The sequence below is a fragment of the Pseudomonas sp. FW507-12TSA genome (assembly GCF_058781435.1).
Window position 1 is genome coordinate 101,813 of the sequence record NZ_JBYSWT010000014.1, and the last position, 22,344, is coordinate 124,156.

General features: G+C 61.5%; 17 protein-coding genes. 8 read left to right on the top strand and 9 right to left on the bottom strand.

What is annotated here, in order from left to right; genetic code table 11:
• The first annotated feature begins 14 nt into the window (after positions 1 to 14).
• From AC3WK8_RS15355 to AC3WK8_RS15365, 3 genes are all read left to right on the top strand, one after another.
• On the top strand, positions 15 to 2,591 hold the full coding sequence (locus AC3WK8_RS15355; protein ID WP_178088016.1) for a fimbria/pilus outer membrane usher protein: 2,577 nt from the start codon (positions 15 to 17) through the stop codon (positions 2,589 to 2,591).
• Positions 2,592 to 2,683: 92 nt separating this feature from the next.
• The gene (locus AC3WK8_RS15360) at positions 2,684 to 3,682 is read left to right on the top strand and encodes a fimbrial protein (protein ID WP_103325021.1); all 999 of its coding nucleotides are present in this window, start codon (positions 2,684 to 2,686) and stop codon (positions 3,680 to 3,682) included.
• A 340-nt stretch (positions 3,683 to 4,022) separates the two neighbouring features.
• On the top strand, positions 4,023 to 5,003 hold the full coding sequence (locus tag AC3WK8_RS15365; protein WP_103325022.1) for a fimbrial protein: 981 nt from the start codon (positions 4,023 to 4,025) through the stop codon (positions 5,001 to 5,003).
• A gap of 225 nt (positions 5,004 to 5,228) precedes the next feature.
• On the opposite strand, the gene pmbA is transcribed toward AC3WK8_RS15365, so the two are convergent.
• Positions 5,229 to 6,575: a metalloprotease PmbA gene (gene pmbA, locus AC3WK8_RS15370; RefSeq protein WP_103325023.1), complete on the bottom strand. Its 1,347-nt coding sequence runs from the start codon at positions 6,573 to 6,575 to the stop codon at positions 5,229 to 5,231.
• Positions 6,576 to 6,683: 108 nt separating this feature from the next.
• Here pmbA and yjgA point away from each other — a divergent pair, with 108 nt between their 5' ends.
• Positions 6,684 to 7,205, top strand: coding sequence for a ribosome biogenesis factor YjgA (yjgA, locus tag AC3WK8_RS15375; protein WP_085596319.1), 522 nt, complete (start codon positions 6,684 to 6,686; stop codon positions 7,203 to 7,205).
• A gap of 49 nt (positions 7,206 to 7,254) precedes the next feature.
• On the opposite strand, the gene tldD is transcribed toward yjgA, so the two are convergent.
• The 8 genes from tldD to mreB all read right to left on the bottom strand — a co-directional run bounded on the left by tldD (position 7,255) and on the right by mreB (position 18,417).
• Positions 7,255 to 8,697, bottom strand: coding sequence for a metalloprotease TldD (gene tldD, locus AC3WK8_RS15380; protein ID WP_085596320.1), 1,443 nt, complete (start codon positions 8,695 to 8,697; stop codon positions 7,255 to 7,257).
• A 26-nt stretch (positions 8,698 to 8,723) separates the two neighbouring features.
• The gene (locus AC3WK8_RS15385) at positions 8,724 to 9,563 is read right to left on the bottom strand and encodes a carbon-nitrogen hydrolase family protein (protein WP_103325048.1); all 840 of its coding nucleotides are present in this window, start codon (positions 9,561 to 9,563) and stop codon (positions 8,724 to 8,726) included.
• Between the two features lie 58 nt (positions 9,564 to 9,621).
• Positions 9,622 to 13,425: a YhdP family protein gene (locus tag AC3WK8_RS15390; RefSeq protein WP_103325024.1), complete on the bottom strand. Its 3,804-nt coding sequence runs from the start codon at positions 13,423 to 13,425 to the stop codon at positions 9,622 to 9,624.
• Between the two features lie 75 nt (positions 13,426 to 13,500).
• A complete protein-coding gene (gene rng / locus AC3WK8_RS15395) occupies positions 13,501 to 14,958 on the bottom strand; it encodes a ribonuclease G (RefSeq protein WP_022642312.1) in 1,458 nt (485 codons plus the stop codon).
• Positions 14,959 to 15,014: 56 nt separating this feature from the next.
• Positions 15,015 to 15,611: a Maf family protein gene (locus AC3WK8_RS15400; protein WP_103325025.1), complete on the bottom strand. Its 597-nt coding sequence runs from the start codon at positions 15,609 to 15,611 to the stop codon at positions 15,015 to 15,017.
• A 43-nt stretch (positions 15,612 to 15,654) separates the two neighbouring features.
• Positions 15,655 to 16,146, bottom strand: coding sequence for a rod shape-determining protein MreD (mreD, locus tag AC3WK8_RS15405; RefSeq protein ID WP_022642310.1), 492 nt, complete (start codon positions 16,144 to 16,146; stop codon positions 15,655 to 15,657).
• Complete coding sequence (gene mreC, locus AC3WK8_RS15410) at positions 16,146 to 17,237, bottom strand: rod shape-determining protein MreC (protein ID WP_085596323.1); 1,092 nt, start codon at positions 17,235 to 17,237, stop codon at positions 16,146 to 16,148. Before mreC ends, mreD begins: the two co-directional genes overlap by 1 nt.
• 142 nt (positions 17,238 to 17,379) lie before the next feature.
• Positions 17,380 to 18,417, bottom strand: coding sequence for a rod shape-determining protein MreB (gene mreB / locus AC3WK8_RS15415; protein ID WP_022642308.1), 1,038 nt, complete (start codon positions 18,415 to 18,417; stop codon positions 17,380 to 17,382).
• A 211-nt stretch (positions 18,418 to 18,628) separates the two neighbouring features.
• Between mreB and gatC the strand changes: the two genes are divergently transcribed.
• The 4 genes from gatC (at position 18,629) to AC3WK8_RS15435 (ending at position 22,330) form a co-directional block, all read left to right on the top strand.
• Positions 18,629 to 18,916, top strand: coding sequence for an Asp-tRNA(Asn)/Glu-tRNA(Gln) amidotransferase subunit GatC (gene gatC / locus AC3WK8_RS15420; protein ID WP_022642307.1), 288 nt, complete (start codon positions 18,629 to 18,631; stop codon positions 18,914 to 18,916).
• A 16-nt stretch (positions 18,917 to 18,932) separates the two neighbouring features.
• Positions 18,933 to 20,384, top strand: coding sequence for an Asp-tRNA(Asn)/Glu-tRNA(Gln) amidotransferase subunit GatA (gene gatA / locus AC3WK8_RS15425; protein ID WP_085596324.1), 1,452 nt, complete (start codon positions 18,933 to 18,935; stop codon positions 20,382 to 20,384).
• 10 nt (positions 20,385 to 20,394) lie between these two features.
• Positions 20,395 to 21,840 (top strand): Asp-tRNA(Asn)/Glu-tRNA(Gln) amidotransferase subunit GatB, encoded by a 1,446-nt coding sequence (gene gatB, locus AC3WK8_RS15430; RefSeq protein WP_103325026.1) that lies wholly within the window; start codon positions 20,395 to 20,397, stop codon positions 21,838 to 21,840.
• 115 nt (positions 21,841 to 21,955) lie between these two features.
• Positions 21,956 to 22,330, top strand: a complete 375-nt coding sequence (locus AC3WK8_RS15435) for a septal ring lytic transglycosylase RlpA family protein (protein WP_085596362.1) — start codon at positions 21,956 to 21,958, stop codon at positions 22,328 to 22,330.
• Positions 22,331 to 22,344: the final 14 nt, after the last annotated feature.

Below are 22,344 nucleotides of genomic sequence, written 5' to 3' on the forward strand. Positions count from 1 at the left end.
TGGCTCGCAGGGTCATGACAGTGACCTCTTCTTACCCTGCTTCCGCACGCGCAGTGGGACTACCGCTGTGTGCTTTCGTATTCGCGATGGCCAGTCAAGCCGCATACGGCAAGAGTCAGGCCGGAACTGTATTCAACGAGCAATTCTTGAGCATAGGCGGTGACCAGCCAAGCGCCGACCTGTCGGTGTTCTCGTTTGGCAACCGCGTTTTGCCTGGCACCTACCGGGTGGACGTGGTGCTCAACGACAGCAGCATCGGACAAAACGAAGTGCGCTTCATCAAGCAGGAGGACGATACCCAGGACGCTAAACCTTGCTTGACGCATTCCCTGCTCGATGGGTGGGGCGTAAATATGACCGCTTTCCCGGCAATGGCTACCGCCCCGGCCGATACCTGCATCGACCTGGGCAAAGCGATCGCACAAGCCACTGTAAGTTACGACGCCGGCAACCAGCGTCTTTTCCTGGGCATCCCGCAGGCAGCACTCAAGCGCTCAGCGCGCGGCGCCATCAGTCCGGATAGGTGGGACAAGGGCATCAATGCGGCCATGCTCGACTATCAACTCAGCTTCTCGCGCTACGACGGTAACAACCTGCGCGGAAACACCGCCAGCCCGGTACAGCAGAACGTTTTCGATAGCACGACTGCGCCCAACAAATTGGAGCGTGATACCTACTTCGGTGGTTTTCGCGGCGGTTTCAATATCGATGACTGGCGCTTCCGACATTTCTCGACCTACAACCGCAGCATGGATGGGCAGGGTCGCTGGCAGGCAGTCAATACCTACTTGCAGCGCGATATTGCATCTATTCGCGGCCAGTTGGTCATCGGCGACGGCAATACGCCGGGTAACTTCTTCGATAGCGTACAGTTTCGCGGCGTACAACTCAGTTCCGATGACGCGATGCTCCCGGACAGCCAACAAGGATACGCACCCACCATCCGAGGCGTGGCACAAACCAACGCACGGGTAGAAGTACGCCAAAACGGCTATCTCATCTACAGCACCTATGTCGCGCCAGGGCCGTTCGTACTCGACGATCTCTACCCTACATCCTCGAGTGGCGATCTCGAAGTCATCATCACTGAAGCGGACGGGCGCGAAACACGTTATGCACAGGCTTTCTCGGCGGTGCCAACGCTGCTGCGCGAGGGCTCTTGGCGCTATAGCGCAACAGCAGGCCAGTACCGCAGCGGTTATGGATCATCGCGCGGTGAAGAGCGCCCCTTCCTCGTGCAAGGCACTCTCGCTCGCGGCCTGGCTCAGGACTTCTCGATCTATGGTGGGACCATCCTCGCAGATGAATATCAATCCGTATTATCTGGGGTAGGCAAGAACCTGCGCAGCTTCGGTGCGCTCTCGTTCGATATCTCCCATGCCCGCACCACTGATCGAGATGACCAAACATTCAACGGCCAATCACTGCGATTTCTGTACGCCAAGACCTTCGAGAAGACCAACACCAACTTCCGCGTCGCCGGCTATCGGTACTCCACCAGCGACTACCGCACCCTCCAGGAAGCGGTCCAGATGCAGGATGTGCTCGATGGGCGGCTCTTCAACAATCGTCGCAACGAACTGCGCTTCGAACTCGCGCAATCAATGGGTAAGTGGGGAACGATTCACACCTCCGCCCGCCAGCAGAGCTATTGGAACAGCTCCTCGAGAGATCGCTTGATCCAGGTCGGTTACTCAGGCTCCTACCAGAAACTGAGCTTCAACCTGTTCTATAACCACAGCACCAACCTGGACGCAGCCTCCAACCGCCAACTCATGCTGACACTGTCCCTTCCCCTCGGAGATACACGTGCCAGCGCGCAGTACATGGTGATGAAGGACAACAACGACCAGCTTGTCCAGCAGGCGAGCGTGTACGGCTCGGCCTTTGACGACAACCGCCTGACCTACAACGTGACGGGCGACGATTCGAACCAATCGGGCACCAGCAGTAGCGCGAACATGAGCTACCTCTCATCCATTGGCCGACTTGACCTTGGACGCTCCCAAGGCCGTGGCTACGGCCAGACCACCGTAGGCGTGGCGGGTGGCCTGTTGGTGCACGGCGATGGCCTGACTCTTTCCCAGCCACTGGGGGAAACCATCGCACTGGCGCAGGCGCCCAAAGCCAATGATGTTGGCTTCGAGATCCGGCCTGGAGTGCGTACCGATAAAGCCGGAGACGCAGTGATTCCGAACCTGAGCCCATACCGAGTCAACCGCCTGGCGCTACTGACGGGGGATTTGGGCGACGAGGTAGAAGTGAAGAACGCGGCCTTGGACGTAGTACCGACCCGAGGAGCCGTGGTGAAGGCCCAGTTCGCGACATCGGTCGGTTACCGCCTGATGATGACCTTGACAGGCAAGGATGGGGCGCCGTTGCCATTCGGATCGAAGATCGAGGACGAACTAGGACAGGAAGTCGGCATTGTCGGTCCAGATGGACAGTCCTTCGTTACCGGTGCAAGTGAAAAAGGCGATCTGCGGGTGATATGGGGCCGAAACGAGAACGATCAGTGCACGCTACCTTACCAATTACCCAAGCAAGAGAGCCCAACGCGCATACGCGAACTAAGCGCACAATGTCGCTGACTATTTCGCCGGCTTGATGATTTAACCAACTAAACATCAACAGCCAAAAATACAATCAAACCAATTCATATAACACTAAGGCGAGTTCCCAAATGAGCAGTTTTATCGCCAAATATTCAAAAATACTGAGCATTGGGCTTTTCATATTCGGCGTATCTTCAGGGGCCAATGCGGCTTGTTATGCGCTACCGCAATGGACTCTGAAAACAGCAATGCTGGATATTGGAAAATTAAATATCCCACTAACTTCAAAAGTTGGAGAAATCCTGTACACAAAAACAGTCAAACCATTTGTCCCCGAGCAAATGACTTACATCTGCAAAGACGGCGGCGGCACAGTTTCATTTCGAATAACCAAAGACTATGGGCTAGCCCCGGGCTTTCAAAAAGTCTACACCACGGATGTTCCGGGAGTAGGTATACGTTTTGCGCAGGAATCGCCTAATGGTACAAAAGCTATAATTCCATTTACTGACACTTATTCCCAAAATAGCTTTTATATCAATTCAAGGACCGGGCTTAATATTGAAATAATAAAAATCGCAGAAAAAACCGGCTCCGGTACATTAGCAGGAGGTATATATGGTGAATATTCCGGAGATGGAGACAACAAAGCTCTCGCACGAATAATGTTGGCAGGCGGGGAAGCCTCCGTCATCACTACGCCACCATGCGTTGTTTCGAATGAGTCAAAATTTATTCAAGTGCCATTAGGGAAAATCTCCCTGTCAATGTTCAATGGGGTAAACAGCACAGCAGCAGGATCCAACTTCAAAATTCGTCTGAACTGTAATGTCAGTGCAAACACCACGATAAACACCGTTTACTTAAAATTCGATGCCAACAAAAAAGATCTGAATGGCAGGGATGGCGTCATCTTGCTCGATGACAGCCAGGCCAGCGCAAAGGGCGTAGGCATTCAGATTATAGACAGCCAGCTAACTCCAATAAAATTTGGACAAGACACTTTAGTTGGCCCAGCCCTGAACACCTACGACCTTAACTACACGGCAAGATACATCCAAACGCTTAATACCATTACGCCGGGGCAGGCAAACGGCACGGCCTTCTTTACTATCGAATATAAATAATCAGAACAGTTCACCCCGACGACTGTTCACCGGTCCACAAGTACACTGATGTCGAAGCTCTGTGTAGGGAATAAAATTTAAGTGGCACTCGCCAACAGCCATGACCAGCCTCAGCAACCGGTACAAGTTTAAAAGTCTATCTGCGGGTGATATGGGGCCGAAACGAGAATGACCAGTGCACGCTACCCTACCAAATACCCAAGCAAGCGAGCCCAAGGCGCATTCGCCAACTAATCGCACAATACCGCTTACTATTTCTCCGACTTAATGGTGTAACCACCTAAACATCACCCCTTCATCCAGTCAAACCAATTGACATAATACTAAGGCGCGTTCCCAAATGAGCAGTTTGATCGTCAAACATTCAAAAAAACTGAGTATTGGACTTTTCGTGTTTGGCATATCTTCCGCGGCCAACGCGGCTTGTTACAAAGCGGACGACTGGACTCTGAAAACAGCAATTCTGGACATCGGAAAGTTAAATATCCCCTCAGGTTCAAAAGTCGGAGAAGTCCTATATACAAAATCTGTAAAACCATTCGCCGGATATATGACCTACATCTGCAAAGGCGGCGGTGGCGAGATCTTATTCCGCCTAACCCATAATCAGGAGGTGGCTTCAGGCTTTTATAAAGTTTACACAACGGAAATCCCGGGAATAGGAATAAGCTTCAGGCTTGGTGAAAAGAGAATACCATACATAGAATATCCTGGAAATATTATGTATCATCTTAACCCACTGACTCCTGTTAGTGTTTCGATAATAAAAACCAAAGAAAAAACCGGCTCTGGTCCATTGCCAGGAGGTATATACGCTGAACTTTCCGGAAATGGAGACAACAAAGCTCTAGTTCAAATAAGGTTGGCAGGCGGGGAGGCCTCCGTGATATTCACGCCTCCATGCGTTGTTTCTAATGAGTCGAAATTTGTTCAAGTTCCATTAGGGAGAGTTCCCCAGTCCGCGTTCAACGGAGTGAATAGCACGGCGAGCGGCACAAACTTCAAGATTCGTCTTAACTGTGATGTAAGCGCGAACTCCGCAATAAACACCGTCTACTTAAAATTCGATGCCAATAAAAAAGATCCGAATGGCAGGGATGGCGTCATCTTGCTCGATGACAGCCAGGCCAGCGCAAAGGGCGTGGGCATTCAGATTACAGACAGCCAGCAAACTCCAATCAAATTTGGACAGGACATTTTAGTAGGCCCGGTCCTGAACGCCTACGACCTTAATTACACGGCAAGATACATTCAAACGCTCAATACCATTACGCCTGGACAGGCCAACGGCACGGCCTTCTTTACTATCGAATATAAATAATCAGAACAGTTCATCCCGACGACTGTTCATCCGATCCATACAAGTACACTGAATCTCAAAGACCTGTATAGGGAATCAAATTTAAGTGGCACTCGCCAACAGCCATGAGCAGCCTCGGCAACGCCAGGGCGCACTTGGAGTAGCCCTGAAAATTTGCGAACGACGGTCATGCAAAGAAAAAACGCGCCATCCAAGGGCGGCGCGTTCTGAAGACGCAAACGATGATCAGCTGCCAGCGACGGTCATGCGTTCGATCAGTACCGAGCCGGTGCGGATGTTGCTGCGCAGTTCCAGGTCATTACCCACGGCCACGATCTGCTTGAACATGTCCCGCAGGTTGCCGGCAATGGTCACCTCCTGCACCGGGAACTGGATTTCACCATTCTCGATCCAGAAACCGGCGGCACCGCGGGAATAGTCGCCGGTGACCATGTTCAGGCCATGGCCCATCAGCTCGGTGACCAGCAGCCCTCGGCCCATGCGCCGCAGCAAGGCGGCCTGGTCTTCATCGCCATGGGTGACGAACAGGTTGTGTACCCCACCGGCATTGGCGGTGCTCGGCATGCCCAGTTTGCGCCCCGAATAGGTGCCAAGCACATAGGACACCAACTCGCCATCCTTGACGAAAGGCTTGGCGTAGGTGGCCAGGCCGTCGCCATCGAAGGCCGAGCTGCCCATGGCGCGCAGAAGGTGCGGACGCTCGTCGATGGTCAGCCATTGCGGGAACAGTTGCTGGCCCAGGGCACCTTCCAGGAACGAAGACTTGCGGTACAGGTTACCGCCGGAAATCGCCCCCAGGAAGCTGCCGAACAGACCACCGGCCAGCTCGGCGGAAAACAGCACCGGCACTTCGCAGGTAGGCACCGGGCGAGCGCCCAGGCGACTGGCGGCACGCTGGGCGGCGCGCTGGCCGATGCTCGCCGGATCCGCCAGCAACTGGCCCTGGCGATTGACGTCATACCAGTAGTCGCGCTGCATCTGGCCATCGGCCTCGGCGATCATCACGCAGCTCAGGCTATGGCGAGTGGACGCGTAGCCACCGATGAAACCGTGGCTGTTGCCATATACCCGGCAACCCTGGTGGGTGTTCAGGGTAGTGCCATCGGCATTCTTGATTCGCGCATCGGCAGCGAACGCCGCCGCCTCGCAGGCCAGGGCTTGTTCGATGGCCTGCTCGGGAGTGATGTCCCAGGCATGGAACAGATCGAAGTCCTGCACCTCGCTAGCCATCAGGGACGCATCGGCCAGGCCCGAGGCCTCGTCCTCGGAAGTGTGCTTGGCGATCGCCAGGGCTGCGGCCACGGTTTCACGGATGGCGTCCGGACCACTGGCGGAAGTGCTGGCCGAGCCCTTGCGCTGGCCTACATAGAGGGTGATGCCAAAGCCCTGGTCGCGATTGAACTCCACGGTCTCCACTTCCCGCTGGCGCACCGAGGTCGACAGGCCCTGTTCCAGGGATACTGCCACTTCACAGGCACTGGCCCCCTGGCGCCGCGCTTCGGCGATGATCTGCTCCACTTGCTCCTGCAGGGCCGGCAAAGCTTGTGGGCCGACGCTTTGTGCTGCACTCATGGTGTTCTCCACTCAAATTCTGCTTTCGATTAAGGCCGGCGAGCGACCGGGCCGGACAAGCGGCCCTCGACTGGTTATCATGGCGGCGTTTCTTTGCGGACTGCCACCATGGTTGATTCTTACGACGACTCCCTCGATGGGGAGAAAAGCAAAACCCAGGTCAAACGCGAGCTGCATGCTCTGGTTGATCTCGGCGAGCGCCTTACCACTCTCAAACCCGATCTGCAGGCCAAACTGCCATTGACCGACGCCCTGCGCCGGGCCCTGGCGGAAGCCCCCAAGCATGTCGCCCATATCGCCCGTAAACGCCACTTGCAATTCATCGGCAAGCTGATGCGGGACCAGGACATAGACGCCATCTTGCAGTTGCTCGATCAACTCGATGCCTCCACCCGGCAGTACAACGAACGCTTCCATAACCTGGAACGTTGGCGCGATCGCCTGATCGCCGGCGGCGACGACGTGCTGGACAAGTTCGTCAGCGAGTATCCCGAGGCCGATCGCCAGCAACTGCGCTCGCTGATCCGCCAGGCCCAGCATGAGGTGGCCCATAACAAGCCCCCTGCCACCAGCCGCAAGATCTTCAAGTACATCCGCGATATCGACGAGTCCCAGCGCGGCCTGCGCTGAGCCTTGCTCCGGCTGGGCCGCCCAGGCCGCCCAGCCGTCCCTTGCCCAATCACGCCCCTGTGCCGCCCACCGTGATCGCATCGATCTTCAGGGTTGGCTGGCCGACGCCTACCGGTACGGACTGCCCGTCCTTGCCGCAGGTGCCGACGCCACTGTCCAGGGACAGGTCGTTGCCCACCATCGATACCCGGCTCATGGCTTCCGGGCCGTTACCGATCAGGGTCGCACCCTTGACCGGCGCGGTGATCTTGCCGTCCTCGATCAAGTACGCCTCGCTGGTGGAGAACACGAACTTGCCGCTGGTGATATCCACCTGACCGCCGCCGAGGTTTGCGCAGTAGATGCCCTTCTTCACCGAGGCGATGATTTCCGCCGGATCGCTTTCGCCACCCAGCATGTAGGTGTTGGTCATGCGTGGCATCGGCAGGTGTGCGTAGGACTCGCGGCGGCCGTTGCCGGTGCGCGCCACGCCCATCAAGCGCGCGTTGAGCTTGTCCTGCATGTAGCCCTTGAGCACGCCGTTCTCGATCAACGTGGTGCACTGGGTGGGAGTGCCTTCGTCGTCCATGCTCAGCGAGCCACGGCGCTCGGCCAGGGTACCGTCGTCGACGATGGTGCACAGCTTGGAGGCGACCATCTCGCCGATGCGGCCGCTGTAGGCCGAACTGCCCTTGCGGTTGAAGTCGCCTTCCAGGCCGTGGCCCACGGCTTCGTGCAGCAGCACCCCGGACCAACCGGAGCCCAGTACCACGGGCAAGGTGCCGGCTGGAGCCGGAATCGCTTCCAGGTTGACCAGCGCCTGGCGCAGCGCCTCGCGGGCGTACCCCATGGCCCGGTCCTCGCTGAGGAAATAACGGTAGTCGGTACGCCCGCCACCGCCATGGCCACCGCGCTCGCGCCGGCCGTTCTGCTCGACGATGACGCTGACGTTGAAGCGCACCAGCGGCCGCACGTCCGCCGCCAGGCCACCATCGGTGGAAGCCACCAGGATCCGTTCCCAGACCCCGGCCATGCTCACGCTCACCTGCTGGATACGTGGGTCCAGGGCCCGGGTCGCGGCGTCAACGCGCTTGAGCAGTTCGACCTTCTCGGCACGACTGATGACCTCCAGCGGATTGTCCGGGGCATACAGCTGCGCCACGTCCTGGGTAGAAAACGCCTGCACCTTGCCGTTCTGCCCGGCCCGGGAAATCGAACGCGCCGCGCGAGCGGCCTGGCCAAGGGCCTCCAGGGTGATGGCGTTGCTATAGGCGAAACCGGTCTTCTCGCCGGACTGGGCGCGCACCCCGACACCCTGGTCGAGGTTGAAGCTGCCTTCCTTGACGATCCCGTCCTCCAGCGACCAGGACTCGGAGATCTGCCCCTGGAAGTACAGGTCGGCAGCATCGATGCCCGGACCTGCCAGGTCGCCCAGCACGCCTTGCAGGCTTTCGATGGTCACGCCGCCAGGGGCTAGAAGATGTTCACTGACTGAGGACAACAACCCGCTCATATGCTTTGGCCTTAAATTCGTCGTACTTATGCAAGTCGTTGAACGCCTTGCGAGAAAATGCGCCGGTGGCTGAACACCGGCATCCGCGCCCGGATGGACGCTTGTTCGCTGCTGTCACGCTCGGCCAGCAGCACGCCTTCGCCCTGCTCCTGCTCGGCCAGCACCCGCCCCCAAGGGTCGACGATCGCCGCATGCCCGTAGGTCTCGCGGGGGCCGGGGTGCACTCCGCCCTGGGCCGCCGCCAGCAGGTAGCACTGGGTCTCGATGGCCCGGGCTCGTACCAGCACCTCCCAATGGGCGGCCCCGGTCACGGCGGTAAAGGCCGAGGGCGCGGTGATCAGCTCTGCCCCGGCAGCGCGCAATTCGCTGTAGAGCTCGGGAAAACGCAGGTCGTAGCAGACTGTCAGCCCCAAACGCCCCACCGGCGTATCCGCCACCACCACCCGGTTCCCATGAGCATAGTCATCGGATTCGCGATAGCGCCCGCGATTGTCCGCCACGTCGACATCGAACAGGTGCAGCTTGTCGTAGCGCGCCACCACTTGCCCCTGGTCATCCACCAGTAGCGAGCAGGCATTGGATTTGGCCTCGGGCTGGTCCTGGGGTGGCAACGGCAAGGTGCCGGCGACTATCCATAACCTGAGGTCACGGGCGGCCTGTTTCAACCAGGGCAGGATCGGACCTTCACCCAGGGCTTCGGCACGCCCGACGGCGGCCATGTCCCGGCGGCCCATGGCGGCGAAGTTTTCCGGCAGCACCGCCAGCTTCGCCCCGCCGGCAGCGGCGCGCTCCAACAGGCCGCGAGCCTGTGCCAGATTGGCCTGCACATCGCTCTGGCTGACCATTTGAATCACCGCAAGGGACATGGCGAACTCCATATTGGGTAGAGCGCCATGCTACTCCATGGACGCAAGCCGCAGATGCTCAAAACGGCTTGTCGAAGGTGATCTTCGGCTCTTTCCACGGCCCCTTGACGTTGTACTTGACGCTGGCGAACCGCGCCACGCGATCGCCGATCAGCTTGTCGATCAGGAACAGCGCGCCACCCACCGCCGGCGCCCCGACGATCAGGGCGGCGATCGGCAGGTTGTTCGTCACCGGCAGGGTCACCAGCAGCTTGGCGTCCACCCGGTCGGCCACCATGTCCAGGGTGCCGTTGAGCTCCAGGTTGCTCGAGGGCCCGGTGAGCGCGATGGGCTCACGGGTGACATACACCCCGTTGCTGGCCGCCAGCACGCCCCGTACCCGGTCGTAGCTCAGGCCCTTGCCGAACAGGTCGGAGAAGTCCAGGCGCAGGCGCCGGCCAATGGAGTTGAAATTGAGCAAGCCGAATACCCGCAGGGCCTGGGCACCGCCCTCGACCTCGACGAACTGCCCCTTGTTCAGGGTCGCATCGAGGCTGCCGGAGAAACGCTTCAAGCCAACCCAGGCCGGCGAACCGGGCCAACGGCCATCGACGTCCAGGTGAAAGTCCTCGCTGGTTACGGTAGGGGCAAAGCCCCAGCCCTTGAGTACATCAGCCAGGTTCTTGCCACCGATGCGTCCCCGGTACCAACTGCTGCTGGCACCCGCCTGCCCCTCCCAGCCACCGTCGCCTTCGAGCAACATGCCCTTGAGTCCAAGGTTCAAGCCATTGAACGACATGCCCTTGGGCGTGGGCCGGACCTTGAGCGCCCAGCGGCCAATCAGGTCCGGACCCTGGAACAGCTGGGCAATGGAGATGTCCAGCGGCGGCACGTTCTTGGGATCCACCGATGCCAGGGGGTCAGGGGCGTTTTCATCGGCCTGGACCGTCGGGTCGACAGCCGGCAGGCGGACGTACTGCATGTCGATGGCCATGGGCGCCGCCTTGGCATCGGGAATACCGACATTGCCCTTGGCCTGCTGGCTATCGATCTGCAGCTCCCAGGCGCTGGGCTTGCGGGTCAGCAACAAGTTGACCTGGTCCAGGGTGCTGCCGAAGGCCGTGAGCTTGCCGACCTTGAAATCCGCACTGCTGAGCAGCTGCTTGGCGCTGCCACCTGGGTCTTGCCCGGCGTAGCGGTCGGCCAGGGCCTTCCAGGGTTCGACATCCAGCTCCGACAACACGCCTCGCACCCGCAGGCCCTTGACCGTCGGCAACTGGGCTTCGCTGCCACCGAGGAACAACTCCCCCCGGCCTTCGGCGAACTTGCCATTGGGGGCGGCGAAGGTGAAGCCCGCCAGGTCGCCGTAACTGAACCAGTAGCGACGCTCGGCACCTTGCAAGGTCATGCGAAACACGCTGTTGCGCCCAGTATTGGCGGACATGCCGAATGGCGCCGGCAGGTCCACCGCGGCGCCCTTGAGGCTGGAACTGACCATCAGCTGGCTATCGGCGCCATCGAGGTTCAGCTGCAACTGGAACGGCAACTCGCCAGACACCGGCAATGGCTGGCTGACCTGCAACCAGTCGGTAAGCTTCTTGACCGCCACCTGACCCTTGGCCACCACCCGGGTATTGAGCTTGCCGGCGCGGCCATCGGCAAAGATCTGCGCCGTCAGCGGCCGCTCGAATGCCTGGGCACTGATTCCTTCACCACTCAAGCCCTTGGCGCTGTCGAAGCGGAAGTCGCCCTTGAGCTGGGTCAGCTCCAGCGGCGGCTCGCTGAGCTTGAGACGGGCCTTGTCGGTCTTGAAATCCACCACGATCTTCGGCTCTTCACCCTTGGCCAGGGGGATATCCAGGTCCACCTTGCCTTGCAGGTCGCCCTCGCCTTGCCAGCCCGCGAAGGTCGAGGCGGTACCGATCGGAGCCTCCTGGAGGATCTTCAGGCCATCGCCCAGGCCACCGGCAAAATCGCCGTCGATGTACATGTGCGAGCTTTGCCCGTCCGGCGCATGGGGGATGTTGACGAACACATCGCGCACCTTGGTATCGAGCAACTGCCCCTTGCTGGCGACGATGCGCACCCGGCTGCCTTCGATGAACACGTCGCCGTTGACCTTGGTCAGGTGCGACCAGCCCGGCTGGAAGGCCAGCTCGGCATCATGCACCTTGAAGAACAGGCTGATGCTGCGCGCGGCCTCGATGGCGTCGTGGTTCAGCGAGCCCTGGTACTGGAAGAACCCCTGGTCCACCGCGCCCTTGAGGATCGCCGTGCGCAGCCATTCATCCACCGCCGGGTTGAGCACCTGGGGCAGGTACTTGGCGGTATAGCGCCCATCGCCGTCCACCAGGCCGACCCGCAGGTCCATGTAGTCTTCCTGGGCATGATCGAAGTGCAGGCGGATCAGGAAATCGCCGGCGATCTTGCCTTCCTCGCCCAGCACCTTGAGATACGGAGCGATCAGGGTGAAGCCTTCCTGGTCGAGCTTCCAGGTCAGCGTCGCGTTGGCCTGGATGTACTGCCAAGGCTTGGCGAAGATCGGGTACAGGTGCAAGGAGAAGTCCTTGCTGTCCATGCGCAGCTCGCCCTTGCCCAGGTTGCCGCTGATGCTGCCGCTGACGTTACGTGCCGCAGGCGCGCCGTGATAGGCATCGAAACCGACACGGTCGAGGTTGGCGGCGAAACTCAGGCGCTCATCGCCCGTGGCCTGGGGCCGGTAGTCCAGCAGTACATTGCGCAGCCCGCCCGTGACCTTCAGGTGGTCGACAGCCGTGGCTACGCCCTCGGGCAAAGGCGCCAGCGCATCGAGGATCGGGGTGATGGGCGCCAGGTCCAGGCGGTCGGCCTGCAGGTGCCAGAGTTCTTCGTTCTGCTCGCCGGTATTGCGCTGCTGCAATTGCAGGCGCGACTCCCAGCGGGTCTGGCCCAGGTTCAAGGCCAGGGAGTCCAGCTGCACCTCGAGGCCCTGGGCATTGCGCTGCAGATTGGCGTTGAGCGCCAGGTTCTTCAGGGTCACCGGGGTACGCGCGGCGTAGGCACCGGTCAGTTGCGGTGCATTGAGGCGCAGCGCTGCGCTCTGCACGGTGCGCCGGCCCCAGCTGAGCCATAGCTCGCCGCCGGCCTTGAGCTCCGAGAACTTCCATTGCTGGGTCAGGCGCGGTGGCAGCCAACGCGCCCAGTCGCTCTGCGGCAGGCTCAGGTACAGGTCGGCCTGGGCATCGCGCCAGGCCTCGGCGCGGATCCGCGTGCGCAAGCTCAGGGCCAGGGGCTGGCCGTCCGGCAGGTTCAGGCGCAGGTCCAGGCGTTGGCGGCTGGATCCGCTGCGCAAATTGAGGCCGACATACGACAAGGCGATGGGCTGGTGGTCACGGGGCAACAGGGTGACCTGGCTGTCCAGCACCGAGAGTTCCGCCAGTTGCTGCAGGCGCGACAACAGTTGCTCCGGCTCCATGGGCTGGTCTTGCTGCACCGACAGGCCTTCGAGCTGCCATTGGCCGTCCGCGCCTTCCTTGAAGCTCAGGCTCAGGCCGCTGAGCTCCAGGTGGCCGATCCGCAAGTCGCGGGCCAATAGGCTACCGAGCATGTCCGGGGCGACGCTGACCCGATCCAGGCGCAGGGCATTGGCGCCCTCGCCCACCATCACGTCATGGGCCAGGAGGATCGGCGACAGGCCGCTCCAGCGCCCCTCCAGGCTGCCGATATGCACCGGCAGGCCGACGGCGTCCTGGACCTTGGCCTCGACCTCGGCCTGGTACTCGGCTACCAGCGGCGTCAGTTCCCGGCCCAGGCTGACGTACAAGGCGGTCGCCACCAGTGCCAGCGCACAGAGGCCCAGCCCCCAGCGGACCAGTGTGGTGAACAAGCGGATCAGCCGCTCCATGTCAGTTGGCTCCCATGGCAAATGTCATGCAAAAAGCTGAAGCCAGCCGTTTCCAATCATGTAGAACACGCGGAATCAGAGCAGCACCACGTCGTATTGTTCCTGGGAATACATGGTTTCGACCTGGAACCTGATGGTGCGACCGATGAAACCTTCCAGCTCCGCGACATTGCCCGACTCTTCATCGAGCAGGCGGTCGACCACCTTCTGGTTGGCCAGTACCCGATAACCTTCGGCCTGGTAGGCCCGGGCCTCACGGAGGATTTCGCGGAATATCTCGTAACAGACGGTTTCCGGGGTCTTCAACTTACCCCGCCCCTGACAGCTGCTGCAGGGCTCGCAGAGCACCTGTTCCAGACTTTCCCGAGTGCGCTTGCGGGTCATCTGCACCAGGCCCAGCTCGGTGATGCCGATGATGTTGGTCTTGGCGTGATCGCGCTCCAGCTGTTTCTCCAGGGTACGCAACACCTGGCGCTGGTGCTCTTCGTCTTCCATGTCGATGAAGTCGATGATGATGATCCCACCCAGGTTGCGCAGGCGCAGCTGGCGGGCGATGGCTGTCGCCGCCTCCAGATTGGTCTTGAAGATGGTCTCTTCCAGATTGCGATGGCCGACGAAGGCGCCGGTGTTGACGTCGATGGTGGTCATGGCCTCGGCCGGGTCCACCACCAGGTAGCCGCCGGACTTGAGCGGTACCTTGCGCTCCAGGGCCTTCTGGATTTCGTCCTCGACCCCGTACAGGTCGAAGATCGGCCGTTCGCCCGGATAGTGCTCCAGGCGGTCGGCGATTTCCGGCATCAATTCGGCAACGAACTGCGTGGTCTTCTGGAAGGTTTCCCGGGAGTCGATGCGGATCTTCTCGATCTTCGGGCTCACCAGGTCACGCAAGGTACGCAGGGCCAGGCCCAGGTCCTCGTAGATCACGTTGGGTGCACCGATGGTCTTGATCTGTGCGCCAATCTGGTCCCAGAGCCTGCGCAGGTAGCGGATGTCCATCATGATCTCGTCGGCGCCGGCCCCTTCGGCGGCGGTGCGCAGGATGAAGCCACCGGCCTCCTGGATGCCCTCCTGGGCCACGCAATCGCTGACCACCTGCTTGAGGCGCTCGCGCTCGGCCTCGTCCTCGATCTTCAGCGAAATGCCGACATGGGCGGTGCGCGGCATGTACACCAGGTAGCGCGACGGGATCGACAGCTGGGTGGTCAGGCGCGCGCCCTTGGTGCCGATGGGGTCCTTGGTGACCTGTACCACCAGGCTCTGCCCCTCATGGACCAGGGCGCTGATGCTCTCCACCGCCGTGCCCTCGCGGCTGGAGATTTCCGAGGCATGGATGAAGGCCGCGCGGTCCAGGCCGATGTCGACGAAGGCCGCCTGCATGCCGGGCAGGACCCGCACCACCTTGCCCTTGTAGATATTGCCGACGATACCGCGACGCTGGGTACGCTCGACGTGAACCTCCTGCAGTACGCCGTTTTCGACCACCGCCACCCGCGATTCCATCGGTGTGATGTTGATCAGGATCTCTTCACTCATGGCAAGGTCTCGTTCGGACGTGTTCATGGAGGGCCGCATGGGTCGGATTGAATGCCTTAGTGCGCTGGAACGTCTTGCCAGCAGGAAATGCCGAAATCACCGAGCAGTTCTGCGGTCTCGCACACTGGCAAGCCGACCACGGCGGAATAGCTGCCATTGAGCCCTGCCACAAACACCGCTGCAAGCCCCTGGATCGCATAACCGCCGGCCTTGTCCCGGGGTTCGCCGCTGGCCCAGTAGCGCCTCGCCTCCTGTTCGCTGATCGAGCGCAACCGCACCAGGCTGCGCACCACCCGCGCCTGACTGCGCTGGCCGTCGAGCAGGGCGACAGCCGTCAGCACCTCATGCTCGCGCCCGGAAAGCGCCATGAGCATCTCCAGGGCGTCGGCCTGGTCCCGCGGTTTGCCGAGGATGCGGCCATCGAGCACCACTGCGGTATCGGCGCCCAGGACACAGGCCGTGGAATCGCTGGCCAGTGCCGCGCGACCGGCCGCCGCCTTGCCACGGGCCAGGCGTTCGACATAGGCGGCAGGGGTTTCGGCGGCCAGCGGGGTTTCATCGATGTCCGCGCCGATGACAGTGAACGGCACGCCGATCTGGGTGAGCAGTTCACGCCGACGCGGTGAACCGGAAGCGAGGTAGAGCGGACTCATCAAGACATCTCCCTGTCGAGGTGCGGGCCAATGCCTGACCGGCTCAGTTGATCTTGAAACGCCGGCGCAAACCGCGCAGGCCGAAGCTGACCCAAGGCCACAACAGGGCGCTGACCAGGGCTGGCAGGACCACCGCCAGGGTCGGCTGGCGGTTGCCGGTCAGGGCACTGAGCCAGAGTTGCACCAGCTGCGCCAGGCCGAAGATCACCAGGATCACCAGGCTCTGCTGCCACATGGGGAAAATCCGCAGGCGCTGCTGCAAGGACAGCACCAGGAAGGTGATCAGGGTCAGGATCAACGCGTTCTGTCCCAGCAGCGTGCCATACAGCACATCCATGGCCAGCCCCAGGCACCAGGCAGTGACCATGCCCACCTTGTGCGGCAGGGCCAGGCTCCAGAATGCCAGCAGCAAGGCCAGCCACAGGGGCCGCAGGATCTCCATGAACTGCGGCATCGGCGACACGCTGAGCAACATGCCCACCAGGAATGTCAGCCAGACGATCCAGCCGTTATTCGAATAGGTAGTGCCCGCCATTATTCTCTTCCTCCGGTGGTGGCCGGCGCTGCGGCTGGCGGCTTGGCGGCTGCCGGTTTCACCACGGGTTTGTGGACCGGCTTGGCCGGAGCATGGGCCGCAGGCTTGACCGGGGTCGCCGGAGTTGCCGCAGGAGCGCTGGCCGGCGCGGCCGCTGCAGGCGCAGGCGCCGCCGCGGGCTTGGCGACCGTGCCCGGCACAACGACGCCACCCTGCTGGTCCTGGGCCTCCTGGGCCTGGGCCGCGTCATTGGCGCGCTCCTCGGCGGTACGCGAATCGCTGAACACCAGCAGCAGGTAGCGACTGCGGTTCAACGCCGCGGTGGGCACCGCGCGAACGATAGCGAACGGCTGGCCGGAGTCGTGGATCACCTCCTTGACGGTGGCCACCGGGTAGCCGGCGGGGAAACGCTGCCCCAAGCCGGAACTGACCAGCAGGTCGCCTTCCTTGATGTCTGCGGTGTCGGCCACATGGCGCAGTTCCAGGCGCTCCGGATTGCCGGTGCCGCTGGCGATGGCGCGCAAGCCGTTGCGATTGACCTGCACGGGAATGCTGTGGGTGGTGTCGGTGAGCAACAGGACGCGCGAGGTATAGGGCATCAGCTCCACCACCTGGCCCATCAGGCCCCGGGCATCGAGCACCGGTTGGCCGAGGAACACGCCGTCGCGCTCACCCTTGTTGATCAGGATGCGGTGGGTGAAGGGATTGGGGTCCATGCCGATCAACTCGGCCACTTCGACCTTTTCGTTGACCAGTGCCGAGGAATTGAGCAGCTCGCGCAGACGTACGTTCTGCTCGGTCAGGGCCGCAAGCTTCTGCAGGCGCCCCTGCAACAGCAGGTTCTCGGTCTTGAGTTTTTCGTTTTCAGCGGCCAGTTCGGTGCGGCTGCCGAATTGGCTGGCCACGCCTTGCCATAGCCGTTGCGGCAGATCGGTGATCCAGTAGGACTGCATCAGCACCAGCGACATCTGGCTACGCACCGGCTTGAGCAGTGTGAAGCGCGCGTCGACCACCATCAGCGTGATCGACAGCACGACCAGCACGAGGAGGCGCACGCCCAATGAGGGGCCTTTGGCGAAAAGCGGTTTAATAAGCCGCTCCTCCCGGGCAAATGTTGTGTCTATTCATAAGGCGTCGAACCGGCCTGGGTGCAGATTGACAGAAGATAAACGCGACAGGCAGCACTGCAAAGTGCTGCCTGTGAGCGCAACAGCATAGATGCCGACAGCGAAGTTATTCGCTGGAGAGCAGGTCCATGGTGTGTTTGTCCATCATTTCCAATGCACGGCCACCGCCGCGGGCGACACAGGTCAGCGGGTCTTCGGCGACGATCACCGGCAGGCCGGTTTCCTGGGCCAGCAGCTTGTCCAGGTCACGCAGCAGCGCGCCACCACCGGTCAGCACCAGGCCACGCTCGGCGATATCCGAAGCCAGCTCCGGAGGCGACTGCTCCAGGGCGCTCTTGACTGCCTGAACGATGGCGGCCAGGGACTCTTGCAGAGCCTCCAGCACTTCATTGGAGTTCAGGGTGAAGGCACGTGGCACGCCCTCGGCCAGGTTACGGCCGCGCACGTCGACTTCGCGCACTTCACCGCCCGGGTAGGCGGTACCGATTTCCTGCTTGATGCGCTCGGCGGTGGATTCGCCGATCAGGCTGCCGTAGTTGCGGCGCACGTAGGTGACGATGGCTTCGTCGAAGCGGTCGCCGCCGACACGGACGGACTCGGCATAGACCACGCCGTTCAGGGAGATCAGGGCGATCTCGGTGGTACCGCCACCGATATCCACGACCATCGAGCCACGGGCTTCCTCGACCGGCAGGCCGGCGCCGATAGCGGCGGACATCGGTTCTTCGATCAGGAACACTTCACGGGCACCGGCGCCGAGGGCCGATTCACGGATGGCACGACGCTCAACCTGGGTGGACTTGCATGGAACGCAGATCAGCACACGAGGGCTGGGCTGCAGGAAGCTGTTTTCATGAACCTTGTTGATGAAGTACTGCAGCATCTTTTCGCAGACGCTGAAATCGGCGATCACGCCGTCTTTCATCGGACGAATGGCAGCAATGTTGCCCGGAGTACGACCGAGCATGCGCTTGGCTTCGGTACCAACCGCCACAACACTTTTCTGATTACCGTGGGTCCGGATGGCTACGACAGATGGTTCATTCAGGACAATACCGCGCTCGCGCACGTAAATAAGGGTGTTGGCAGTGCCCAGGTCAATGGAAAGATCGCTGGAAAACATGCCACGCAGTTTCTTGAACATGGGAAAGGGACCCTAGGCAACGCGTGGGTAAAAAAGTGCGGCAAACTCTAACAACGACAGGGATTTTGGGCAAGGCGCCAATATGTTAAATTGGCGGCTTTTCTGTGCACCAACCCCCACAATCGCGGCCGTAAGACCGTAGAAATACGGTAGTGTTCCGACAATCTGACACGCGGACGATTTCCGCTTTTGTTTTCCACTGGAGAATCCCATGGCGCTTGAACGCTCCGATGTGGAAAAAATCGCTCATTTGGCCAGCATCAAGCTCAATGAAGGCGATCTTCCACACATCACCTCCGCCCTGAACAGCATTCTGGGGCTGGTGGATGAAATGCAGGCAGTCGATACCGACGGTATCGAGCCGCTGGCCCACCCCCTGGAAGCCAGCCAGCGCCTGCGCGCAGACGTTGTGACCGAGTCCAATCATCGCGAGGCCTACCAGTCCATCGCGCCAGCGGTCGAAAACGGCCTGTACCTGGTTCCGAAAGTCATCGACTAAAGGGAAAGAGCCTGCAATGCACCACATGACCCTGGCCGAGATCGCCCGCGGACTCGCCGACAAGAAATTCTCCTCCGAAGAACTGACCCGGACCCTGCTGGCGCGCATCGCCCAGCTCGACCCGCAGATCAACAGCTTCATCAGCCTCACCGAAGACCTCGCGCTGACCCAGGCCAAGGCCGCCGATGCCCGTCGCGCAAATGGCGAGAGCGGCGCCCTGCTGGGCGCGCCGATCGCCCACAAGGACCTGTTCTGCACCCAGGGCATCCGCACCAGCTGTGGCTCGAAGATGCTCGACAACTTCAAGGCGCCCTACGACGCCACCGTGGTCTCCAAGCTGGCCGCCGCCGGTACCGTGACCCTGGGCAAGACCAACATGGACGAATTCGCCATGGGCTCGGCCAACGAGTCGAGCTGGTATGGCGCGGTGAAGAACCCGTGGAACCTCGAGCACGTGCCGGGCGGTTCGTCCGGCGGTTCCGCCGCAGCCGTGGCCGCACGCCTGCTGCCGGCCGCAACGGCCACCGATACCGGTGGATCGATTCGCCAGCCCGCGGCCTTCACCAACCTCACCGGCCTGAAGCCGACCTATGGTCGCGTGTCCCGCTGGGGCATGATCGCCTATGCCTCCAGCCTCGACCAGGGCGGCCCGCTGGCACGCACCGCCGAAGACTGCGCGCTCCTGCTGCAAGGCATGGCCGGCTTCGACCCGAACGACTCCACCAGCATCGATGAACCCGTGCCCGACTACAGCGCCAGCCTCAACGGCTCGCTGCAGGGCCTGCGCATCGGCGTGCCGAAGGAGTACTTCAGCGCCGGCCTCGACCCGCGTATCGCCGACCTGATCCACGCCAGCATCAAGGAGCTGGAGAAGCTCGGCGCGGTGATCAAGGAAATCAGCCTGCCGAACATGCAGCACGCGATCCCGGCGTACTACGTGATCGCTCCGGCGGAAGCCTCCTCCAACCTGTCGCGTTTCGACGGTGTGCGCTTCGGCTACCGCTGCGAGAACCCCAAGGACCTGGAAGACCTGTACACCCGTTCCCGTGGCGAAGGCTTCGGCAGCGAAGTGCAGCGCCGGATCATGGTCGGCGCCTACGCGCTGTCCGCCGGCTACTACGACGCCTACTACCTCAAGGCGCAGAAGATCCGGCGCCTGGTGAAGAACGACTTCATGAACGCCTTCAACGAAGTCGACGTCATCCTCGGCCCGACCACGCCGAACCCGGCCTGGAAACTCGGCGCCAAGAACAGCGACCCGGTCGCTGCGTACCTGGAAGACGTGTACACCATCACCGCCAACCTCGCCGGTCTGCCGGGCCTGTCCATGCCGGCAGGTTTCGTCGATGGCCTGCCGGTGGGCGTGCAACTGCTTGCCCCGTATTTCCAGGAAGGCCGCTTGCTCAACGTTGCGCACCAGTACCAGTTGCACACCGACTGGCACACCCGCACCCCAACCGGCTTCTGAGGAGACACACATGCAATGGGAAGTCGTGATCGGGCTGGAGATCCATACCCAGCTCACCACTCAATCGAAGATTTTCTCCGGTAGCTCCACCGCCTTCGGCGCCGAGCCCAACACCCAGGCCAGCCTGGTGGACCTGGGCATGCCCGGCGTGCTGCCGGTGCTGAACCAGGAAGCGGTGCGCATGGCGGTGATGTTCGGCCTGGCGGTAGACGCCCAGATCGGCCAGCACAACGTGTTCGCCCGCAAGAACTACTTCTACCCGGACCTGCCCAAGGGCTACCAGATCAGCCAGATGGACCTGCCGATCGTCGGCAAGGGCCACCTGGACATCCCCCTGGAAGACGGTACCGTCAAGCGCATCGGCATCACCCGTGCGCACCTGGAGGAAGATGCCGGCAAGAGCCTGCACGAAGAGTTCAACGGCGCCTCCGGCATCGACCTGAACCGCGCCGGCACGCCGCTGCTGGAAATCGTTTCCGAGCCTGACCTGCGCAGCGCCAAGGAAGCCGTGGCCTACGTCAAGTCGATCCACGCCCTGGTGCGCTACCTGGGCATCTGCGACGGCAACATGGCCGAAGGTTCCCTGCGCTGCGACTGCAACGTCTCGATCCGACCCAAGGGCCAGGCCGAGTTCGGCACCCGCTGCGAGATCAAGAACGTCAACTCGTTCCGCTTCATCGAGAAGGCGATCAACTCCGAGATCCAGCGCCAGATCGACCTGATCGAGGACGGCGGCAAGGTGATCCAGCAGACGCGCCTGTACGATCCGAACAAGGACGAGACCCGTCCGATGCGCAGCAAGGAAGAAGCCAACGACTATCGTTACTTCCCCGATCCGGACCTGCTGCCGGTGGTCATCGAGGACTCCTTCCTCGCCCAGGTGCGCGCGACCCTGCCGGAGCTGCCACCGCAGAAACGCGAGCGCTTCCAGGAACAGTTCGGCCTGTCGGTCTACGATGCCAGCGTGCTGGCCTCCAGCCGTGAGCAGGCGGACTACTTCGAGAAGGTCGCCAACATCGCCGGCGACGCCAAGCTGGCGGCCAACTGGGTCATGGTCGAGCTGGGCAGCCTGCTGAACAGGCAGGGCCTGGAGATCGACCAAGCCCCGGTATCGGCCGAGCAACTGGGCGGCATGCTCCAGCGCATCAAGGACAACACCATCTCCGGCAAGATCGCCAAGACCGTGTTCGAAGCCATGGCCAACGGCGAAGGCAACGCCGACGAGATCATCGACAAGCGCGGCCTCAAGCAGGTCACCGACACCGGCGCGATCTCGGCGGTACTGGACGAAATGCTCGCGGCCAACGCCGAGCAGGTCGAACAATATCGCGCCGCGGACGAAGCCAAGCGCGGCAAGATGTTCGGCTTCTTCGTCGGCCAGGCGATGAAGGCCTCCAAGGGCAAGGCCAACCCGCAACAGGTCAACGAGTTGCTGAAAAGCAAGCTCGAAGGCTGACCGGGACATGAAGCCGTGGCTTGCCAGTCGAAACGTGGTCCGCGTACCGCCGTTCTCGCTGGCAAGCCCTCCTTCCCCATCGATGCCCGCCCCCCTTTTCCCCATGCGTTCGCCCCTGCAATCCTGGCTCGGCGCCTGCGCCCTGCTGGCACTGCTCAGCGGCTGCGCCAGTAGCCAACTGGTCGACCCCCGGGGTTATGACGAGACCGGAACCGCCTCCTACTATGGTGCCCGGCATCACGGCAAGCGCACTGCCAGCGGCGAAGCCTTCGACCAGAACGGCCTTACCGCCGCCCATCGCCAACTGCCCTTCGGCACCCGGGTGCAAGTCACCAACCTGGCCAACGACAAGCGCGTCGTGGTCCGTATCACCGATCGAGGCCCGCACACCCGTGGCCGCCTGATCGACCTGTCCCACGGTGCCGCCCAGCAGTTGGACATGCTGCGCAGCGGAACCGCGAAAGTACGTGTCCAAGCCCTCAGCGACTGATTCCCGGAGTTCAT